14 protein-coding genes are annotated in these 14,282 nt (G+C 61.8%); 7 read left to right on the top strand and 7 right to left on the bottom strand.

Annotated elements, in window-relative coordinates:
- Nucleotides 1-51 precede the first annotated feature (51 nt).
- Complete coding sequence (locus V6K60_RS12310) at nt 52-519, top strand: YbhB/YbcL family Raf kinase inhibitor-like protein (RefSeq protein WP_332450821.1); 468 nt, start codon at nt 52-54, stop codon at nt 517-519.
- 60 nt (nt 520-579) lie between these two features.
- The gene (locus tag V6K60_RS12305; protein WP_332450820.1) at nt 580-1,035 is read left to right on the top strand and encodes a YbhB/YbcL family Raf kinase inhibitor-like protein; all 456 of its coding nucleotides are present in this window, start codon (nt 580-582) and stop codon (nt 1,033-1,035) included.
- Nucleotides 1,036-1,097: 62 nt separating this feature from the next.
- On the opposite strand, the gene V6K60_RS12300 is transcribed toward V6K60_RS12305, so the two are convergent.
- Nucleotides 1,098-1,556 (bottom strand): CBS domain-containing protein, encoded by a 459-nt coding sequence (locus V6K60_RS12300; RefSeq protein WP_332450819.1) that lies wholly within the window; start codon nt 1,554-1,556, stop codon nt 1,098-1,100.
- Between the two features lie 223 nt (nt 1,557-1,779).
- Here V6K60_RS12300 and V6K60_RS12295 point away from each other — a divergent pair, with 223 nt between their 5' ends.
- Together V6K60_RS12295 and V6K60_RS12290 are read left to right on the top strand one after the other, a co-directional pair.
- The gene (locus tag V6K60_RS12295) at nt 1,780-2,355 is read left to right on the top strand and encodes a flavin reductase family protein (protein WP_332450818.1); all 576 of its coding nucleotides are present in this window, start codon (nt 1,780-1,782) and stop codon (nt 2,353-2,355) included.
- Nucleotides 2,356-2,592: 237 nt separating this feature from the next.
- A complete protein-coding gene (locus tag V6K60_RS12290; RefSeq protein ID WP_332450817.1) occupies nt 2,593-4,041 on the top strand; it encodes an ATP-binding response regulator in 1,449 nt (482 codons plus the stop codon).
- 27 nt (nt 4,042-4,068) lie between these two features.
- Here V6K60_RS12290 and V6K60_RS12285 read toward each other — a convergent pair whose 3' ends face one another.
- Nucleotides 4,069-4,233 (bottom strand): hypothetical protein, encoded by a 165-nt coding sequence (locus V6K60_RS12285; RefSeq protein ID WP_332450816.1) that lies wholly within the window; start codon nt 4,231-4,233, stop codon nt 4,069-4,071.
- Nucleotides 4,234-4,383: 150 nt separating this feature from the next.
- Between V6K60_RS12285 and V6K60_RS12280 the strand changes: the two genes are divergently transcribed.
- Complete coding sequence (locus tag V6K60_RS12280) at nt 4,384-5,181, top strand: hypothetical protein (protein WP_332450815.1); 798 nt, start codon at nt 4,384-4,386, stop codon at nt 5,179-5,181.
- A gap of 19 nt (nt 5,182-5,200) precedes the next feature.
- Here the strand turns inward: V6K60_RS12280 and V6K60_RS12275 are convergent, their stop codons facing one another.
- The 4 genes from V6K60_RS12275 to V6K60_RS12260 form a co-directional block, all read right to left on the bottom strand.
- The gene (locus V6K60_RS12275; RefSeq protein ID WP_332450814.1) at nt 5,201-6,319 is read right to left on the bottom strand and encodes a TIGR04084 family radical SAM/SPASM domain-containing protein; all 1,119 of its coding nucleotides are present in this window, start codon (nt 6,317-6,319) and stop codon (nt 5,201-5,203) included.
- Between the two features lie 169 nt (nt 6,320-6,488).
- A complete protein-coding gene (locus tag V6K60_RS12270; protein ID WP_332450813.1) occupies nt 6,489-7,235 on the bottom strand; it encodes a nucleotidyl transferase AbiEii/AbiGii toxin family protein in 747 nt (248 codons plus the stop codon).
- On the bottom strand, nt 7,222-8,253 hold the full coding sequence (locus V6K60_RS12265) for a hypothetical protein (RefSeq protein WP_332450812.1): 1,032 nt from the start codon (nt 8,251-8,253) through the stop codon (nt 7,222-7,224). Before V6K60_RS12265 ends, V6K60_RS12270 begins: the two co-directional genes overlap by 14 nt.
- Before the next feature lie 256 nt (nt 8,254-8,509).
- The gene (locus tag V6K60_RS12260) at nt 8,510-8,746 is read right to left on the bottom strand and encodes a type II toxin-antitoxin system HicB family antitoxin (protein ID WP_332450811.1); all 237 of its coding nucleotides are present in this window, start codon (nt 8,744-8,746) and stop codon (nt 8,510-8,512) included.
- A gap of 181 nt (nt 8,747-8,927) precedes the next feature.
- Between V6K60_RS12260 and V6K60_RS12255 the strand changes: the two genes are divergently transcribed.
- Together V6K60_RS12255 and V6K60_RS12250 are read left to right on the top strand one after the other, a co-directional pair.
- Complete coding sequence (locus V6K60_RS12255; protein ID WP_332450810.1) at nt 8,928-9,263, top strand: cupin domain-containing protein; 336 nt, start codon at nt 8,928-8,930, stop codon at nt 9,261-9,263.
- Nucleotides 9,264-9,471: 208 nt separating this feature from the next.
- On the top strand, nt 9,472-12,222 hold the full coding sequence (locus V6K60_RS12250) for a cation-translocating P-type ATPase (protein WP_332450809.1): 2,751 nt from the start codon (nt 9,472-9,474) through the stop codon (nt 12,220-12,222).
- Here V6K60_RS12250 and V6K60_RS12245 read toward each other — a convergent pair.
- Nucleotides 12,195-14,117, bottom strand: coding sequence for a beta-propeller domain-containing protein (locus tag V6K60_RS12245; RefSeq protein WP_332450808.1), 1,923 nt, complete (start codon nt 14,115-14,117; stop codon nt 12,195-12,197). The two genes, V6K60_RS12250 and V6K60_RS12245, sit on opposite strands and share 28 nt — an antisense overlap.
- Nucleotides 14,118-14,282 lie beyond the last annotated feature (165 nt).

Raw genomic sequence — 14,282 nt, 5'->3', positions numbered from 1 at the left:
CCGGCCCCGCTCCCGCAACATTTTTATCATCCTCACGCCGAGAACTCCTCTATGGGCTCCGAAGTTGCCAGGTTGATCGTCTCACTCCGTTCGGCAGAACTTCCTGTCTGGAATACGTGCGACGGCCCCGATCTCTCCCCCGAACTGAGGGTCCGGGGGTTCACCCGGGAGACGCGATCGATGGCGGTCTTTGCGCTGAACCCCTTCGAACCCGGGTGCTCCTTCACCACCTGGATCCTGTGGAATCTCCCGCCGACACCTATCATCCCGGAGGGCATCCCGCCGCAGGGCATCGTGACGGCCCCGGTAGCGGCCGTCCAGGGGACGAACGACTACGGGACCGTCGGCTGGCGCGGCCCCTGCCCCCCCGCGGGAGAGACGCACCGGTGCCTCTTCAAGGTCTACGGGCTTGATGCCATGCTCGACCTCCCGGCCGGTGCGGGGAAGCATGCCCTCATCGAGGCGATGCGGGGCCATGTCCTCCAGTTCGGCGATACCGTTGCCATGTACTCCCGGTGACCACGCACACCCTTTTTATACTTTGGTTCCGGAAGGGGAGTATCGACGGAGCCTGATGATATGGCGAACCTCACCATAGAACTGGATTTTGACGAGTTCCCGGAGGTCTACACCTGCAAGGGTGCGAACCGGTCGCCCCCCATCCGGGTCGAAGGAGCCCTGCCGAACATCAAGTCGTTTGCGGTCCTCGCGACGACGAGCCCCGAGGAAGGGCCTTCCCGGGTGGCATGGGTCATCTGGAACCTTCCCGCCGTCCCGCTCATCCCCGAAGGGTTCCCGCCCGAGGGGGAGGTGGAGTCGCCGCTGCACGCCCTGCAGGGCATGAACGATTTCGGCACCATTGGGTACCGGGGCCCCTGCCCGTCGGCCGGGAAGGCCGAGGCATACCTCTTCCGGGTCTACGCGCTCGACCTCGATCTCGCTCTTGAGCCCGGTGCGACCTGGGAGGACCTGGTCCGGGCGATGGAAGGGTCGATGAACCAGACCGGGGAGGTCGTTGTCTTCGCCACCGGGTAAGGGGCGGCCGGTGCGGGGGCGAGAGCCCCCGGCCGGAGAAGAGAAGATGCCGGAGCCCTCCCTTACATGGGTACGGGCGGGCTCTCTTTCTGTTTCTGCATCGGCGGACTCTGTTTTTCGATGTTCTTTGCGATAGCAGCCATCTCCTCGCCCAGCATCCGGACGATATCGTCCATCGTGACGATCCCGATCAACTTCCCGGTATCGCCGACGATCGGCATCCGCCGGATGCCCGCATCAGTCATCTTCTGGATGGCCTCGTAGATCCCCATACTGTCCTGGAACGTGACGACATCCCGGGACATGATCTCCTCCGCCCGGACCTCACCCGGGCTCCTCCCCTGCGCCATGACCCTGACCACGAGATCGCGGTCGGTGAGTATGCCACGGGGCCTGTTGTCGCCGCTGATGATGACGACGCTCCCGACGTTCTTATCTTCCATGGTCTTTGCTATATCCGTGGCCGGGGTATCCGGCGATACCGCGACGACCTGTTCACGGCAACATTTCACAACTCCCATACCTATTTCCTCCGTTGACGGCGACTGACTCATGCGGGTATCATATATGAACGTAACCCGTACCATCCTTCATACGTTCAGCGACAGACCCCGGCACCGTACCAGCGGAGTTGCTACTGGTTTATTCTGACCGTAACGTCCGCCGGGTGAGCATCCGACCCCCTCCCTTGCTCGCTCCCGGGCTTGAAAAGGTTTATCCGGGCCCAGGGACGAACCATACCCCATGACAAAGCAATCAATCGGCCCACGGACCCTCCTCTATCCCCATCCTGTCCTGATCATCGGGACCTACGGGACCGACGGCCGGCCGGATGCGATGGTCGCCGCCTGGGGTGGTATCTGCTCGTCGCGTCCCCCGGCGGTGGCGGTCTCGGTCCAGAAAGCCCGGCAGACCTACGAGAACTTGATCGAGCGGCGCGAGTTCACGATCAGCATCCCCTCGGTGGATTACGTGAAGGAGGCAGACTATTTCGGTATCGCCTCCGGCCGGGATGCCGACAAGTTCGCCGCAACCGGGCTCACGCCGGTGAAGGGCGACCGGGTGAACGCCCCGTATGTCGGGGAATTCCCGGTCGCCCTCGAGTGCAGGCTCCTTGAGACGGTCGAGATCGGCGTGCACACCCAGTTCATCGGTGAGATCCTGGACGTGAAGGTGGACGAGAGCGTCCTCGGGGAGGACGGTAAGCCCGATATCGGAAAGATCCGCCCGTTCGCTTACGATTCGATGCGGCAGGAGTACTACGAGTTCGGCGGCATGCTCGCGAAGGCCTTCTCGGCAGGAAAGGAACTCAAACGATAACCTCTTTTTTTTGGACGTGACGCCCCGGGTCCGCCATCGTGGGCGGCCGCAGCATCCCCGGTGCTCCGCTATCGTCGCGCTCGCAGAGCCGGGATGCCTGCAGCGGAACCGGTGAAGGGTCAACGAATTGCTCATTATTCACACTCCAACTCTCAAATTCTGTGTTATAATCGCGTTGTGACGTTTCGATAGCTTATTATCCGGTGACCCGGGAATATCTGGTCTGGGACGTTGCAGATGGTTCAGTATTCTGTACTCTACGTCGATGATGAACCAGCCCTTCTTGAAGTCGGTAAACTGTTTCTCGAACGCACGGGTGCGCTCACCATCGAGACCGCGCCCTCCGCCCGGGAGGCCCTGATCCGACTCGGGGAGCGGGCCTGCGACGCTGTCATTGCGGACTATCAGATGCCGGAGATGGACGGTATCGAACTCTTAAAGGAGGTACGGCAGCACTTCGGGGATATCCCGTTCATCCTCTTTACCGGACGCGGTCGTGAGGAGGTCGTCATCGAGGCGCTCAATTGCGGTGCGGACGGCTACATCCACAAAGGGGGCGACCCCCGTTCACAGTTTGCCGAGCTTGAGCACCGGGTCGTGCAGGCGGTGGAGCGCCGGCGAGCCGTCCGGGCGTTGCGTGACTCCGAGGAGCGCTATCGGGCCCTCTTTGGGGGGGCAAACGATCCGATCTTCATCTTTGAGGAAGACCGGTTCGTCGATTGCAACGAAAAGGCCCTCGATACCTTTCGGTGCACCCGGGAGTTTCTCATCGGGAAGACACCCTGGGAACTGGCGGCCCCGGTCCAGCCGGATGGCCTTCCGGCGTTTACAAGCGCTGTCGAGAAGATGAAGGCAGCGTATGCCGGCGAGCCGCAGTTCTTCGAGTGGCGGATCGCTGCACCGAGCGGAAAGTGTTACGATGTAGAGATGAGCGTGAGCCGGGTGGACGTGAGAGGCGCGCGCCAGCTCCAGGCCATCGTCCGGGACGTCACCGACCGGAAACAGACCGAGAACGCTCTGATCGCCGCGAACCATAAGATGCACCTGCTCGCCAGCATCACCCGGCACGACACCCTGAACCAGCTGACCGTCCTCCAGGGCTACCTGGAGTTTGCGAGAGACCGGACAACCGATCCGGCCCTCCTCGGATACCTGGACCGGCAGGAGCGAACTCTTGGGTTCATCAACCGCCAGATTGTGTTCACCCATGACTGCCAGGACCTGGGGACCCGGGCTCCGGGGTATCAGGACCTCGGTGAGTGCGTGGCCCGGGCTGCGGAAGGCCTCGGTCTCCTGGGCCTCACCCTTGTTACCGAAACCGCCGGGTTTGAGGTCTACGCCGATCCTATGCTGGAGAAGGTCTTCTACAACCTCCTTGAGAATGCAGTCAGGCATGCCGGGCCGGCCCCGAAGGTCAGGGTTCACTGCCGTCATCAGGGAGGAAGCCTTGCCATCGTCGTCGAGGACGACGGCCCCGGAATACCGGCAGACGAGAAAGAGAAGATATTCCTGCGTGGTTTCGGCAAGAACACCGGCCTCGGGCTCTTCCTGGCGCGGGAGATCCTTGCGATGACCGGGATTACTATCCGGGAGACCGGCGAAGCCGGGGGAGGCGCCCGGTTCGAGATACTGGTGCCGGAGGGCGGCTGGCGGAGCCGGGGTGCCGATGCCGTAACCGGTGTTTGAGCAGATGCACGTTCCGGTTAAAAACCGTCACCGCCGCCGGTCCCGCTTCGTCTCGACCCATCGCTTCCGCTTCCCGCACCGTTCGCACCGTTGCTCCCACTCGATGACGTTCGAGGAGAACTCGTCGTATCCCCGCTTCCTGCCCCAGCGGTGGAGTCCGATCCTGCAGAGGATGAGACCAATGGTCGTCATGTTCGTCCAGACGTAGTCATCTCTCTGTCTGCATGAAGGTTGCCCTTCATCCCGGGGCACGCGAGTCCCATGTCGGGTTTTCCTGCCCCTGCATCTGGTAAGGTTTTTATGCCGGACTGTGAGATTGACTACAATTGCACGGAGGTAGTTATGGCGTTTGTCTACTACGGCCAGGGGGTATCGTCCCTCTACCAGGACTTTGTGGAGCGGCTGATGTCGCAGCTCGCTCTCAGGGGCACGGAGATCATGCACCAGAATATCGGTGAGACATCCTCGAGGATGGATGTCCGGCATACCGGTGAAGAAGGGAGCATGGAGATCACGGTCGACCGCGAGAATGTCCGGGTGAGTTACACCGTCAAGCGGGAGCGAAAAGAGGTCCGGAAAGGGATAGCGGGAGCCATCACCGGGGCAGGTATCGGCGGTCTCCTCGGCGGCATACTCCGGGGCGACCGGGATGTCGGTGACGTCGTCGGCGGTGCCATCGGGGGTGCGGCGGCCGGCGGGGCATACGGGGCATACGACGGCTACGAGTCCTCCCGCGAGGACAGGACGGCGTTCGCGGAAGTGCTCGCGGAGGCGGTAAGGGACGTCGAGAACGAGCTCCAGGCGATCATCGAGGGGCAGGAGGAGGCGCGGGAGGCTCTCCGCGAGCGCGGCCGGCAGAAGCGGGAGGAGGATCTCGCCAGGACGGAGGAACTGCGCGAACTCCTGGAGGAACTCTACGGCGACCTGCTCGCCGTTCAGGAGGAGGTCGAGATTGCGGCCGCCGAGGGGCTGGACGTCAAGAAGCCCCGGGCGCGGACTGACCGGGCCGAGGTTCTCTACGGGGAGGCGGAAGCGGCACTCGAAGAGGGCAACCACGCTGTCGTGAAGGCCAAGGCGAAGGCCGCCCGCGCCATGGTGGAAGGAGCGCAGGAACTTCTCGCGAGCCTCGGGGACGAATAAACCTCCCCGTCCCTCTCGCTCACGGAATGATCTCGCAGCTGTTGTACTTCCGGTGGTCGAAGTCTTCCATCCGGACCCTTCCCGTGTCGATGAGACGGCGGATCTCCGGAAGTGCCGCTGAGAGCGCCGAATGGAGGTTCTCCACCGTCCCGCAGACGACCCGCCGCCCCTCCTCGGGCCAGGGGCGGGTGATGTTCGAGTAGAGGCACCGGCCCCCACAGAAGTCACGAATACCACATGCCGTGCAGGGACCCCCGACGGCGGTCACCGGAAGGTGGAGGGGATCGGCGGTCGCGATCTGCCCGACGTAATAGTCCATCATCCCGACCATGATGGGGCAGGGGGCGATATGTCCGTCGGTCATGATGCTGTAGTTCGCGTGGCCGCATCCGCACCGGAGCATGCTCGGCCGGGAGAGGAGCATGTCCTGGACCGGGTCCATGAAGGGGTACCACCGGAGCACCCGGCCCTCTGTGCGCATCGTCTCGACCCAGAACGCGACGAGCGACCGGATGCCGGGGTTGTAACTCTCCTTCACCCACGTAGCGTAATCCCGCATCTGGTAGTCGTTCCAGAAGTTCGCATCCATCTGCCAGTGAACGGCCGGGAATGAGAACTCATCGTTCTCGGTGAGATACCGGACGGCCTCCACGATATCGGTATCCTCGGTCACGGTCATCCGGGCGATCACCTCGCCGGAGAACCCGCCTGCCAAAAGACCCCGCAGGTTCCTCGTGATCCGGCGAAACGTCCCCTCTCCACGGTGGGCGTCGGTGAGTTCCTCAGGGCCGTCGATCGAGACCAGGATGGTGTCGAAGCGGTCCAGCGTCGCGGGGTCGAGGCGGTCGAGGAGTGTTCCGTTCGTGTGGAGGATCAGGGCCGAGACGGGGGCATCGCGGGCGATCTCGCGGATGCGCTCGACGGCGAGGAGGGGCTCTCCGCCGTAGAACGTCAGCACGGCATCGGGGTCCTTTGCAAGGAACCGGTAGAGGTCGGCAAGGTCGATATCAAGGTCCACCGGGAGGTCTTCGTCGACGGCGATGTCGCACGTCTCCGGGGGGTCGACGGTGAATGCCTTCCCCCGGCAGTAGGTGCAGCAGAGGTTGCAGTTGTCGGTCAGGATGAGGTGATAGTACACGGATGGTCTCTTACTAATTTGGCCGCCGGGAGAAAAAAAGATGGGGGGCAACCCGGCGATGATGGGGGGACCATATCCCGATCTGCACCAGGGTTTGCTCCATGCGTAGATGTGAACCTATCCTGATGAATCTTAACCTTTTTCAGGGGGCGGTTTCACCCCTATCTCCTCACAACACCGACAGGAAGTCCTCACAGACTCGCTGAACGGTTCTCTCGCCCATTCGTTCGTATTTATCCCTGGCATCGTCTGATTCGGGCAGTTTCTCAATGCATCTCTTCAGGAAGGCATAGCGGTTCAGCATCTCGCCAAGAAACTCGATATCGAGGTCATGCCCCCCGTGCTCCGGATCCAGCAGAGCCAGGATGTCGGCAAGGTCTTTGACAAGTTTCGAATACTCCCATTCAGGGTCGGGCGATCTTCCCTGTTCATAGCGGAACGAGCGATCCCAGACCGCTTTCAGTTTCATAACCAGGAGCGCTCCGCGTGTCGGCACTGCCATCCGGATACCGCCTCTGATAGGCATGACAACGGTGTGGTCATCGAGGAAGTCAAGCGCGAGTTCTCCCCGCCCACCCTCGAATGGGTCCGGTCGTTCTCTTGAGTAAAAGTCGAGGATGATGGTTTCTGAACCGGATCCTTTTTCTACAGTCTTATGGTAGGTGTATCGCTTGTAGTGAAACCCTTCGTGATGCACAAGATGGTTCATCAGGCGCCCCCGAGTTCTGCTGTTGGTGACGAGGTCGATGTCGACGGAACCGACGTATGGGTTGTATGCATCAACTGCCCAGCCTCCAATAAGGATCGTCGTCGGCGTGGGCGTGTTGCCTTCACGCTTGGCGACCCAGGCAGCGACATTCCGGAGCTCGACAAGGGAGAGCTCGATAACCTCCTGGCTTGGGTTATAGAGTGTCATACCTATCCACCATCGCTTTGGTGAGATCCATCGCGCTGTAACCGAATCCTGCAAGGTCGAGCAGGGTCTGTGGAGGGGATACGATGGTGATACCCTCCTTCTGTTGCGTATCGGTAAAGACGTCCCTGTCCGGTGCGTAGATCCATGCTCGTATTCTGTTCCGGTTCAGCTCGTCGGGAGGCGCTTTGAAGATCTCGACGAAGAGATCGAGGTTTTTCTTGTCAAGGTAGAGGTAGACTGCATCCTGGCGGACAGCGTACCCCGTATAGAGCCCACCGGCAGTGTAGCCCGTGAAGGCGAAAGACACTTTCTGGTCGGAGAGCATGTAGGTGATGTCCCTCGCTGCCGGAATCGAATCGCCGAATTGCATCGGAATCTCAGCGATGTTCAGGTTCTTCATCGGTCGCTCCCAGGCGATGCCGTTGAGGAGTTTCTTCACATCGCTGATCTGAACGTAACTGTCATTCTTCTTTGCGATGTTCTGATTCATGAGCGTCTCCACGGTTTTATGCGCCCAGCCATAGGAAACGTTTTCCTGTAGCGCCAACTGTCGGATGGACGTGCTCTTCTCTTTGAGCAGGCGGGAGACGATCTTCCAGGACTTATCGGTGGTGATCTTGCTCTTTGATGGCCTGAAATCATTTTTAATGGGGGGGGTGAGCGTCCAGGGGATTTTTATCACCCGGATGTCGAGTTCCCTTGCGAGCTGCTCTTCTCGGGGGCGGATGGTCTTGGCAGCAATGACCATCTCGACCGGTGGCCGATCGAGTCCCCGCCGATGCCAGAGTTCACGCAAGAGCTGCATTCTGGCAATCGTATCGATCGATGCGACTTTTGATTTTACTTCGACAACGTAGAGCCGCTCGTAATCTCTGAATACAAGGTCTGGTTGCAGTGGTAGCTCCAGAGAGAACAGATTGTACAGATCTTCAATATCGACGTTCTCGGCTTTGGGTGATAGGTCGAGCGCCTCTCGGATGAACGCAACGACTTCCGGGGATTGTTCCGTCAGAATCATAATTATCACTATAACATGATATGTATTTATATGTATCAGTGATATGTATCTCTATGCGGTGAGATATTTATATTGGTATCAGTGATATATTTCACTGAATGGAGATAGACAGATAAAGATATCAGTGATAGAATGGCCAGAGTGTGAACCGCGTCTATCCCTCTTCCTGCCGCATAGGAAGAGGTGTATGGCTACCCTTTCTCCGGTGTGGGGCGTAGTCGAACCCAATTGTCCTCAGTTTCCCGAGGCAACTTCGTCACGCGTCGACCTCGATGACCGAGGTGAATTTACGGGGTGATTTCAGTATCGGCTCAAGATCCTGCAATATCCCGAGTTCTTTTGCATTCTCCAGGTAGAGTTCGATCGCTTCACGGCTGTTGTCCAGAGCCTCCTCCGGTGTATCGCCGCAACTGGCAACCTCAAGCTCCTGGCACCTGGAAACATACGCCCCTTCTTCTTCCCAGATCAGGATGGTTAATCGTACCCTTGTCAATCATGCCACCTCCGTTAATTAACAGTTCATTTGCTCTTAATATTATTCTTCTCACAGAAATTCGGGCGGCAAGCAGATTAAACAGGTTCTATCTCCTGGTTATCTCTGGGTTAAATCACTGTATGCCTGATCGTTGCCACCGGCCGCAAAAAAGAATACACCACAGGAGAAACCGACCCGTATGCCTGAAGCAAAGAAAGAGAACCTCGTCGAACAGGTCATCGACCCCCGCGACCTCGTCACCTACCAGCAAGGCTCGATCGTCAGCCGGATGCTTGTCTACACAAAGTCCGGCACCATCACAGTCTTCGCCTTCGATGCGGGCGAAGGCCTCTCGGAGCACACCGCTCCTTACGATGCCGTCCTCCAGGTCCTCGACGGGGAGACTCTCGTCACCATCGCAGATAAGGAGTACCCCATGAAGGAGGGCGACCTGATCATCATGCCGGCGACGATTCCCCACGCCGTCCACGCCGTCACGCAGTTCAAGATGATGCTGACGATGATCCACGCCTGATCCGCCGGGAGAATGGGCCTTCACTGGCCAATGCCTGAGGTTTTATATGTGGCCGACCCGATCTCTCCCGTATGCGTGACTCCGCGGGATCCCCTTTTGGCGGTATCGTGGTCCCCACGGGATGGGGGCCCGCGGTAGCCGGCCGGTCAGGGTCCGGGATCTCGCCCGGTTACCCCGCCCTGCGGCGCACACCCGATGAGATGGTACCATGGCGACGACGAACCCCCCCCTCTCCCCCGGCGAGTCCCGGACGACGGCATGGCACGCCCTTCCTGCGGGCGACGTAGCCGGTCAGTTTGCATCCCCGGCCGCCGGCCTTCCGGATGCGGAGGTTGCCCGGCGGCGGGAGATCTTCGGTGCGAACGCCCTCCCGCAGAAGCGCCCCCCGACGGTGCTGGAGGTCTTCCTTCGTCAGTTCATGAGCCCGCTCATCTACGTCCTCCTCGCGGCCGGGATCATATCTATCCTCTTTGCCGATCTCACCGACGCCGCCTTCATCTTCATCGTGATCCTTATCAACGCAGTCATCGGGACGTTCCAGGAGGTGAAGGCGGAGAAGAGCGCAACGGCCCTCCAGCAGATGCTCAAATCCTATGCGCGGGTGAGGCGGGACGGCCGTGAGGCAACCGTCCCGGCGGAAGACCTGGTCCCCGGCGACCGTGTCGCCCTGGAGTCGGGCGACCGCGTTCCCGCCGATATCCGCATCCTCACAGCGCGGTCGCTCACCGTCGACGAGTCCCTCCTGACCGGCGAGTCCCACGCGGTCGGGAAGAATCCGGACCCCGTGGGCGCACCCCTCCCCCTGGGTGACCGCCAGGACATGCTTTACGCCGGCAGCACCGTCATGACCGGCCGCAGCACGGGTGTCGTGGTTGCAACCGGCCGAAACACCGAGATCGGGCAGATCGCCGAGACGGTCATGACTTCCGAGACGGGCAAGCCCCCGCTCGTCATCCGTATGGAGGACTTCTCCCGGAAGATCAGCATCGCTGTCCTTGCCGCAACCGGACTGCTTGCGATCATCGTCCTCGGCCAGGGGATGCCCCCGATCGAGGTCTTCTTCCTCGCCGTCGCTCTCGCGGTCTCGGCGATCCCCGAGGGCCTCCCGGTTGCCCTGACTGTCGCTCTCTCGATTGCAACATCACGTATGGCCGGGCGGAACGTCATCGTCCGGTTCCTTGCAGCCGTGGAGAGCCTCGGGAGCTGCACGCTGATCGCGAGCGACAAGACCGGCACCCTGACCGTGAACCAGCAGACCGCCCGGGTCGTCGCCCTGCCGACCGGCGAGGCGTTCTCCGTCACCGGGGCCGGGTATGCCGGTGACGGAGAAGTTCTTGACGAGAGCGGAGCGCGGGTCGCCGGCTCTGCCCGTAACCGCCTGGAACGTCTGGTCCGGGCGGCAACGATCAGCAATGAGGCCGCCCTGGAGCGGGCCGGGGAGGGCGACTGGAAGCACCGGGGCGACGCGATCGACGTGGCGTTCCTTGCGGTCACCTACAAACTGGGGCTTGACCCAGCCGCCATCCGCGAGAGTGCGCCCGCCGTTGCTGAGATCCCCTTCGAGTCCGAGCACCGGTATGCCGCTGTCTGGTATCGGGAAGGCGGGGCGATCCGGGTGGTGGTCAAGGGAGCCGTCGAGACGGTCCTCCCCTTCTGCCGGACCATGGCTGCGGGAGAGGAGGAGGGCGTGCCCCTCGACCCGGACCGCATCCAGGAGGAACTCGACGACCTCACCTCCCGCGGCTACCGGGTGCTCGCTGTTGCTCATGGCCGGGCCGAGGACCCGGTCTCGCCGGTGAATCCCGTAATACCGCCCCTCGAACTCCTCGGCCTGGTCGGGTTCATGGACCCGATCCGGCCCGACGTGCCCGATGCCGTGCGGCGGTGCCGCAGCGCCGGGGTGGACGTGGTGATGGTGACCGGGGACCATCCGGCGACGGCCTTTGCCATCGCGCGGGAGCTTGAGATCACGGACTCCCCCGACGAGGTTGTCACCGGCGCTGAACTCGGGGATCCAGATACAGCGACGTTCGCGGATTTTGTCGACCGGGTGAAGCGTGCCCGGGTCTTTGCCCGGGTGACGCCGCTGCAGAAACTCCGGATCGTCGAGGCCTACCGGGAGAGCGGGGAGTTCGTTGCGGTCACCGGGGACGGGGTCAATGACGCGCCGGCGCTCCGGAGCGCGAACATCGGGGTCGCGATGGGTTCGGGGACCGATGTTGCCAAGGACACGGCGTCGCTGATCGTCACCGACGACGATTTCGCCTCGATCGTCGCCGGGATTGAGGAGGGCCGGCACGCCTACGACAACGTCCGCAAAGTCGTCTACCTTCTCATATCGACCGGGTTTGCCGAGGTGCTCCTCTTCCTCGTCGCTCTCGTCATCGGTCTGCCGTTGCCCCTGCTCGCGGTCCAGCTCCTCTGGCTGAACCTGGTGACGAACGGCATCCAGGGCGTGGCGCTGGCGTTCGAAGGAGGCGAGCCCGGCGTCATGAACCGGCCGCCGCGAAGGCCGGAGGAGGGGATCTTCAACCGGCTGATGATCGAGGAGACGCTCCTCTCCGGAACCGCGATCGCCCTGATCGCGCTCGGTGCCTGGTACTGGCTGCTTTCAAACGGATGGGACGAGTTCTCGGCCAGGAACCTGGTTGTCCTGCTGATGGTGCTCCTTGAGAACTTCCATGTCTTCAACTGCCGGTCGGAGTACCGTTCGGCCTTCCATGTCCCGATAAGCCGCAACTACTTCCTGATCGCCGGGGTCGTCGCTGCACAGGGCGTCCATATCCTCGCGCTCTATATCCCCCTCCTGCAGGATGTGCTCCGGCTGCAGCCCGTCTCCCTGGTCGAATGGCTTTCGCTGCTCGCTCTCGCGGCCCTGGTCGTTGTCGTGATGGAGATCTTCAAGGTGGTCTGGAAGCACCGCCCTCCAGCTCACCAGACCGGGTACGGGGTCGGGTAGGCCTCCCACCGGGAGGGGAGGAAGACCTCGCCCACCCGGCTGCCGTCGACGAGATCAGTAATGATGATGCTCCTCTTTGAGACGGTGTAGAGGGTCTCGTCCATGAAGAGCGACCGTTCTACCGCGTCGGGCGCGTTCCAGGTGTAGGGGGATCCCTTCTCGGCGTGGGTGACCTTCCCCTTCAGGGAGAACCCGGAGGCGGGGCTCACCTGGTAGACGTAAGCCCCCTGCCAAGTCGCGGTGCTGTAGGAGCCGGGGTACTTCGATGCGGGGTTCTCCACCCGCACTATCTCGCTCACCGGGAGGACGAGGAGCCCCTTCTCCTCGATAAAGAGGAAGGCCTTGTGGTCGCGGAGCGCGAGAGAGTCCGTCCCGGCCTCCCCGATCACGACGTTGTCGACTAGGACGGGGTTATTCACGTCCGAGACGTCGAAGAGCGCTATCTTGAGCCCCCCGACCGAGACACCGCCCCAGCCGTTCTCTTCAGTCTCCTTCCCGATGCCGATGACGTGGTCGGGACCGTAGGGGTGGAGATAGTCGGAGTAGCCCGGGATCTTGAGCTCACCGAGGATACCCGGGTGCTCCGGGTCCGAGAGGTCGATGACGAAGAGAGGGTCGACCTGCTTGAACGTCACCAGGTAGAGCCGGTCACCGGCGAACCGGGCGGCGTATATACGCTCGTCCGGCGCGATATGCTCGAGCGTCCCGATGGTCTTCATCGCGGGGTTGAGGACGTAGACGTTGTTGTACTGGACCGACCCTTCCCGCGTCCAGTCCTCGACGGTCGTTGCCACCCGGAGGTTCTCCCCGTACTCGTCGAGCGAGAACTGGTTCAAGAGGTGCCCGGGAACCTCGCCCATCGCCCGGTAGTCGATCGTCCCCCGCTCGATCGCGAACCGGTGGATGATCGTCCGGTCCCGGGTGCCGGTGCCGTCCGGCGGTGCCTCGAAGACCACGTCGCTATAGACCGGTCCCATGTTCCGGTAGCCGATGTAGAGGTTCTCCTGCGACGCAAAGAGGGTGGTGTCGTAGCCGAGGAGGAAGGTCTCGGCGTCAGGAGCGCCGCCCGTATCGTCCCGGACCGAGAAGCCGCCTGTGGTGTAGAAGACGTAGTTCTGGAGAGGGCTTATCGGGCGGTAGACGTCGGGCTGGATCGGTTCGCCGCTCCCGCCCCCCACCTCGGGGAGGACGATCCTCTCCCGCACCCAGACCGGGGACTCCTGCGTGATGGTGTAGACGTAGTCCCCGACCATCCGGGCGTCATAGTAGTTCCCGGTGAAGGTCACGTCACGGACCCGTTCCGGGTCTTTCCGGTCGCTGATATCGTAGACGTAGGCATGGGTCACCGTCCGCCAGACCGGGACCGGCGTCACGCTCCCTTCCACGGCGGTCATCTCCTCGTCCGTCGTCGTGGCAAAGACCACCAGGCGGTTGCCGGCGAGAAAGAGCGCCTTCGGAGTCCCGTCGATCCGGAGATCAGAGATGATCTCCGCGTCCTCGGGAGGGAAGGCCTCGATGATCACGAGCCTCTCGCCCGAGATGATGTAGATATATTTCCCGTCGTTCTTCAGGAAGTCGGCCTCGTCCACGCCCTCGACCTGCACGTTCGTCGTGGAGTAGTCGCCGGCGGAGGAGGTCGGGGCGGACGTCGCCATCGGTGCCGGGGCGTAATCGCCCTCAGGCACGACGCCCCCGGTGGTCCGGGGGTAGCCGCCGTTCCACCCTCCCTGCGCGTGTTCTTTCAGGAACGCTTCGATCTCCTCGTTCGATGCAAACTTCTGTAAATCCCCGTAGGTCTCGTTCTCCGCGTCCTCCGACGCGAAAGCGGTCCCGATGATCGCGGCGATCACTAGGCAGCCGAGGGTGACCACCGCCGCCGGTCTCCAGTTCCCCATCCCCGTCACCTTCTGATGAAGGATGATGCACGCGCGGAGGTATCAGGTTTGCGTAACCTACGAATATTTTTGAAGTCTTTCGGGCCGGACCCCCCTCACCCGATCACCCCGAAGGGCATATCCCCTTCTGGCGCACACACCTGAGATAACGATCCCGGTATTCGT

The organism is Methanoculleus sp., assembly GCF_036677455.1.
GTDB lineage: Archaea > Halobacteriota > Methanomicrobia > Methanomicrobiales > Methanoculleaceae > Methanoculleus.
The sequence above is the reverse complement of the archived record's forward strand: the minus strand, read 5'-3'. Positions and strand labels throughout refer to the sequence as shown.

Bases quoted from the DNA above. Each gene is read 5' to 3' on its own strand.
- V6K60_RS12310 (WP_332450821.1), top strand. From the start codon at position 52: ATGGGCTCCGAAGTTGCCAGGTTGATCGTCTCACTCCGTTCGGCAGAA.
- V6K60_RS12305 (WP_332450820.1), top strand. From the start codon at position 580: ATGGCGAACCTCACCATAGAACTGGATTTTGACGAGTTCCCGGAGGTC.
- V6K60_RS12300 (WP_332450819.1), bottom strand. From the start codon at position 1,556: ATGGGAGTTGTGAAATGTTGCCGTGAACAGGTCGTCGCGGTATCGCCG.
- V6K60_RS12295 (WP_332450818.1), top strand. From the start codon at position 1,780: ATGACAAAGCAATCAATCGGCCCACGGACCCTCCTCTATCCCCATCCT.
- V6K60_RS12290 (WP_332450817.1), top strand. From the start codon at position 2,593: ATGGTTCAGTATTCTGTACTCTACGTCGATGATGAACCAGCCCTTCTT.
- V6K60_RS12285 (WP_332450816.1), bottom strand. From the start codon at position 4,233: ATGACGACCATTGGTCTCATCCTCTGCAGGATCGGACTCCACCGCTGG.
- V6K60_RS12280 (WP_332450815.1), top strand. From the start codon at position 4,384: ATGGCGTTTGTCTACTACGGCCAGGGGGTATCGTCCCTCTACCAGGAC.
- V6K60_RS12270 (WP_332450813.1), bottom strand. From the start codon at position 7,235: ATGACACTCTATAACCCAAGCCAGGAGGTTATCGAGCTCTCCCTTGTC.
- V6K60_RS12265 (WP_332450812.1), bottom strand. From the start codon at position 8,253: ATGATTCTGACGGAACAATCCCCGGAAGTCGTTGCGTTCATCCGAGAG.
- V6K60_RS12255 (WP_332450810.1), top strand. From the start codon at position 8,928: ATGCCTGAAGCAAAGAAAGAGAACCTCGTCGAACAGGTCATCGACCCC.
- V6K60_RS12250 (WP_332450809.1), top strand. From the start codon at position 9,472: ATGGCGACGACGAACCCCCCCCTCTCCCCCGGCGAGTCCCGGACGACG.
- V6K60_RS12245 (WP_332450808.1), bottom strand. From the start codon at position 14,117: ATGGGGAACTGGAGACCGGCGGCGGTGGTCACCCTCGGCTGCCTAGTG.